Source organism: Pseudoalteromonas sp. ESRF-bin5 (assembly GCF_002632075.1).
Classification (GTDB): Bacteria; Pseudomonadota; Gammaproteobacteria; order Enterobacterales; family Alteromonadaceae; genus Pseudoalteromonas; species Pseudoalteromonas marina.
This window is the reverse complement of sequence record NZ_NTLW01000322.1, coordinates 1-4347: the sequence shown is the minus strand read 5'-3', so window position 1 is coordinate 4347 and position 4347 is coordinate 1. Positions and strand designations below refer to the sequence as shown.

The following is a 4347-nucleotide window of genomic DNA, read 5'->3' as shown; positions in this document are numbered from 1 at the left end:
AAAAGCTTGCTACTATTAATCAAACACCTCTCAATAAAGTCGTTGCCTGGTTGGTTGTTACAGTAATTGACCCTTTTAGAACATTTTTTGCAAAGAACGGGGTTAAAACTGCACTCGCATTACTTGCTTTTATTTTCTTATTTAAAATTGGCGAAGCGTTTTTAGGACGAATGTCGATTGTTTTTTATAAAGAAATAGGTTTTAGCAATAGCGATATAGCTACTTTTTCAAAAGTTGGCACCGCAGTGCTCACCATTGCCTTTACCTTCGTAGGCAGCTTATTTAATCAAAAATATGGCATTGTGAAAGGGTTATTTGTTAGTGGTGTAGCCATGGCTGCATCTAATTTAGCTTTTTCTGCTATTGCATTAGTGGGCCCTAACTTAGGTTTATATGCTTTTGCTATAGTAATTGATGGCTTTACACAAGCGTGGTCTCTCGTTGCTATGGTCGCATTTATATCTATGCTATGTGACAGAGCGTTTAGTGCAACACATTATGCGTTGTTGGCGTCGCTGGGGAATTTAGGAAGAACATTACTTTCGAGTTACAGTGGGGTTGTAATTGATGATTGGCTAATGGGAAATTGGTCGTTATTTTTTGTATTAACCGCTTTAATGGTGCTCCCCTCTTTACTATTTTTGTATGCAATAAGACACAAATTGTATGAGCTTGAGAAAAACTACCATAGTAGCTATTAAGCTTAATGCATCCATGCATTAATATTTTGCTTAGCACATTTAATATGCCCCTGAATGAACTAAGCAACACACTATTAATCTACTTTAAGCAGGCTTAGTGCTTCATGTGGGTCAACTTCTAGCGCTGTACAATAACGAACAAACTCAACTACATCTAAACGGCGTTCTTGATTTTCAATTTTGCCGATAAACGAGTGAGGCGTTCCAAGCACCTGTGCAAGGCTTCTCATTGTATGGCCTTTTTCATGGCGTTTGCTTTTAAGCCATGTTGTTAACTTAGCGTTCTCTTCTGAAGAAACAGTTTTCCCCATCATTTTACATCTCCTACTAGACGATTAGACAACACCACAAAATCAGCAGTCGTTACCATAGCTGTAGGCAAGTAAGCAGTAACTTATGTTTTAAATAGCAATCTATCGCTTCTCAAAGCACTGGTTGCTACTCACTCCCACCCACATAGCTAAAAACGACGCTTAAAATGTGGTAAAAGGTTTTTGTTATTAGAATGAAATTTTGCCCGTCTCATTCTTGGATGCATTATATACTATTAACACTTTGGTTAAATAGTTAATTGCTCGCCTTGGCCAAAATCAACCCCAGTGAACATTTACAAACACTGAATATTTCAGCTAAGTTATCAAAAACATTAAAAATAATATTTTTATTATAAAAATATAAATAGCCATTTTTATAACAAATTTATTTCATGTTAATGTTATTCGTTTAATATTGGGCAATAATCAACACAAAAAGGGTTACATTATGTTCAGGCTTCTTTTTTTATTACCGATTATTTTATGTGCAGGGTGGTACTTATTCTTGCGCCATAATGGTGTGCCAATTAAGCAAGGTAAAAAAGGGTTTATGTATATTTTAGTACTATCTGCATTTGTACTGGGCTTTTTTGTTTTGATGATGCAGATCACAGAGTATGCCCCCTCTAATTTATAGGCATAAAAAAAGCCGCTAATGCGGCTTGTTTTATTAATGTTTGTTTACACACTAAAACTTGCACCACAACCACATGTGGTTGTTGCGTTCGGGTTAGATACAAAAAAGCGCGCTCCCTCTAAGCCTTCAGTGTAGTCAACTACACCATCCACTAAATATTGAATACTCATAGGGTCAACCACTAGCGTTACGCCATTTTTTACAATTTCTAAATCGCCAGGATTTGCTTTTTCATCAAAAGTAAAACCGTACTGAAAGCCAGAACATCCACCACCCGTTACGTAAACACGCAGTTTTAGTTCCGGGTTTTCTTCTTCATCGATTAATTGTTTAACACGAACAGCTGCTGCATCGCTAAACTGAATTGGTAATTCTTCTGACATTTTTAAACCCTCAATATCGTAATGGCGTGATTATCTAATACCCGAGTGTTTTAATCAAGTATAGTCAATTAACGCTTTGCTCTAAGTTATACCCATAAATACATTAAAAATGACTGTATATCGCTTATATTGACTGAAAAAAACAGCACTTTAATATGCAACTAGTGACATGTTAAACAAATAATTATTTTAACTAAAAAAACTTCGTTTTATTATTTGCCATAAATAGCTAATTTAAGTTAATAATTTTATAAAATCACAAGGACTTAGTGGTTGGCTTTTGCTAAAATACAGCTGAAAAATGCACTGAGGAAAAAATGCATGTGGCTGGAGCAGCTCAGGCGTCGACTCGCACAACCTAAAACATCTGTACAATTATGCCTTTTAGGCGTAGTTGCTGGGTTAATTGCTGCATTTTTTATTATTTTATTCCGCTTAACAATTCTCTTTTTTCAAAGTTTATTTTTAGAAACCCCAGACGACTTTACAACCTTGCCAACTCTTGAACGTGTTTTAATGCCTTTAATTGCAGCATTTTTAATTGCGTCATTTGCCGCTTTTACTGGTTTCAAACATTATCGGTTAGGTATCCCATTCGTTATTCATCGTATTAAGCGTCATTACGGGCAAATGCCTTTATACAATACACTCAACCAATTTGTTGGGGGGGCTTTGGCATTAATCAGTGGTTTTTCGGTTGGGCGAGAAGGCCCATCGGTACATATGGGAGCAACGGGCGCCAGTATTTTAGCCGATAAACTCCACTTACCACACAATGCCATGCGTACATTAAGCGGCTGTGGTGTTGCTGCGGGTATTGCTGCATCCTTTAACACGCCTCTTGCCGCCGTTATTTTTGTTATGGAAGTCGTGTTAAGAGAATACAAAGTTCATATTTTTGTCCCTATTATGCTTGCTGCAGTAACAGGTGCACTTGCTACTCAGTTCGTATTTGGGGGAGGATCAGAACTTGCACTCATAACAATTGCTCCTTTGAGTGGTTGGCACTATCCATATTTAATTTTATGCGGTATGGCACTGGGCGCTATTGCATACAGCTTTAATCAAAACTTAATGTTAATTATTAAAACATTTAAACCTTTAAGTATGTTTCCTCGTTTACTCATTGCAGGTTGTATCGCAAGTTTAATTGCTTATGCCGTTCCCCAAGCAATGGGATCTGGCATGAGCGCGATAGCTATTGCGGTGGAGTCGCCAGATAATGTGCAATTACTCACCACTATTTTAATTGCTAAATTACTAGCAACTTTATTTGCTATAGGTTTGGGTATACCGGGAGGGTTAATTGGTCCTGTTATTGGGTTAGGTGTTTTAGTTGGGACTATGATGGCGTTTTTTGCTCAGTTTATTAGCCCTGGTACTGATATTGCCGGAACTTATGGTGTATTGGGCATGGCGGGGTTAATGGCCGCCACATTACATGCACCACTTGCAGCGTTAACAACAGTAATGGAGCTTACATCGTCGCCAGAGATAATTGTTCCAGCCATGCTTGTGATAACAACAGCTTATGTAACCGCATTACAAGTGTTTGGTAATCGCTCTATATTTTTGCAGCAACTTGATTTTCAGGGGCTTCCCTATCATGTTTCCCCTGCCACAGAGGCGCTACAAAAGGTGGGAATTATGGATGATATGGATGAAAACTTTAAATTGCTGTTTTCAAATGACAAAGAGCAAATAAAAAATACACTCGATGCCATGGACAGCCAAACGCCATTGATTGTATTTGACGAAGAAAACGGGTATCGACTTGCAGAATACGATTTAAGCTTAATGTCTGATCAAGCAATCAACCTGAACTATGTAAACTTACAAGGTATTAGCAGTCAAGCAACGTTAGCTGATGCCTTTGATATACTAAAAGATAAGCGCAGTGGCGCTTTATATGTATACAACCTGTTAGATAATCAACAAATAATGGGACTGTTACGTTGGGATCAAATTCATCATATTTTAACCATTCGTAACAGCTTACTATAAATAATAAGGGTTATTATGAGCGCATTACTGATTTATAAAACGCTGCATATATTTTTTATGATTGCATGGTTTGCAGGCATTTTTTACTTACCACGGTTATTTGTTTACCACGCAATGAGCCAAGAGCGTGCATGTAACTCTATGCTAAAAGTAATGGAACGCAGGCTCCTTTATTTTGTAACGCCATTTGCTATTTTAACGGCTGTTTTTGGTGTACTAACGATTGTGGAATATGGCCGTGAATGGTTTAAATACAGTATGTGGCTGCACTATAAACTAGTGCTAGTTATAATTTTATATTTATACCA

General features: G+C 37.3%; 6 protein-coding genes. 4 read left to right on the top strand and 2 right to left on the bottom strand.

All coding sequences use genetic code 11. From position 1 onward, the window contains the following. The coding region (locus BCG07_RS19770; RefSeq protein WP_502694090.1) for an MFS transporter at positions 1-701 on the top strand (701 nt) is incomplete at its 5' end. Positions 702-775: 74 nt separating this feature from the next. Here the strand turns inward: BCG07_RS19770 and BCG07_RS19765 are convergent. Further along, positions 776-1015, bottom strand: a complete 240-nt coding sequence (locus BCG07_RS19765) for a helix-turn-helix domain-containing protein (protein ID WP_006791502.1) — start codon at positions 1013-1015, stop codon at positions 776-778. A 448-nt stretch (positions 1016-1463) separates the two neighbouring features. On the opposite strand from BCG07_RS19765, the gene BCG07_RS19760 reads away from it, so the two are divergent. Then, positions 1464-1652, top strand: coding sequence for a hypothetical protein (locus BCG07_RS19760; RefSeq protein ID WP_006791503.1), 189 nt, complete (start codon positions 1464-1466; stop codon positions 1650-1652). Positions 1653-1696: 44 nt separating this feature from the next. Here BCG07_RS19760 and erpA read toward each other — a convergent pair whose 3' ends face one another. Beyond that, positions 1697-2035, bottom strand: a complete 339-nt coding sequence (erpA, locus tag BCG07_RS19755; RefSeq protein WP_006791504.1) for an iron-sulfur cluster insertion protein ErpA — start codon at positions 2033-2035, stop codon at positions 1697-1699. Between the two features lie 321 nt (positions 2036-2356). On the opposite strand from erpA, the gene BCG07_RS19750 reads away from it, so the two are divergent. Both BCG07_RS19750 and BCG07_RS19745 read left to right on the top strand, forming a co-directional pair. After that, the gene (locus BCG07_RS19750; protein ID WP_006791505.1) at positions 2357-4039 is read left to right on the top strand and encodes a chloride channel protein; all 1683 of its coding nucleotides are present in this window, start codon (positions 2357-2359) and stop codon (positions 4037-4039) included. 15 nt (positions 4040-4054) lie between these two features. Further along, positions 4055-4347 (top strand): CopD family protein (locus tag BCG07_RS19745; RefSeq protein ID WP_286891676.1); only part of this gene is annotated, 293 nt, incomplete at its 3' end.

What these genes read in the sequence shown, in the direction of transcription:
- BCG07_RS19750 (WP_006791505.1), top strand. Translation starts at nt 2,357, where the DNA reads ATGTGGCTGGAGCAGCTCAGGCGTCGACTCGCACAACCTAAAACATCT.
- BCG07_RS19765 (WP_006791502.1), bottom strand. Translation starts at nt 1,015, where the DNA reads ATGATGGGGAAAACTGTTTCTTCAGAAGAGAACGCTAAGTTAACAACA.
- BCG07_RS19760 (WP_006791503.1), top strand. Translation starts at nt 1,464, where the DNA reads ATGTTCAGGCTTCTTTTTTTATTACCGATTATTTTATGTGCAGGGTGG.
- erpA (WP_006791504.1), bottom strand. Translation starts at nt 2,035, where the DNA reads ATGTCAGAAGAATTACCAATTCAGTTTAGCGATGCAGCAGCTGTTCGT.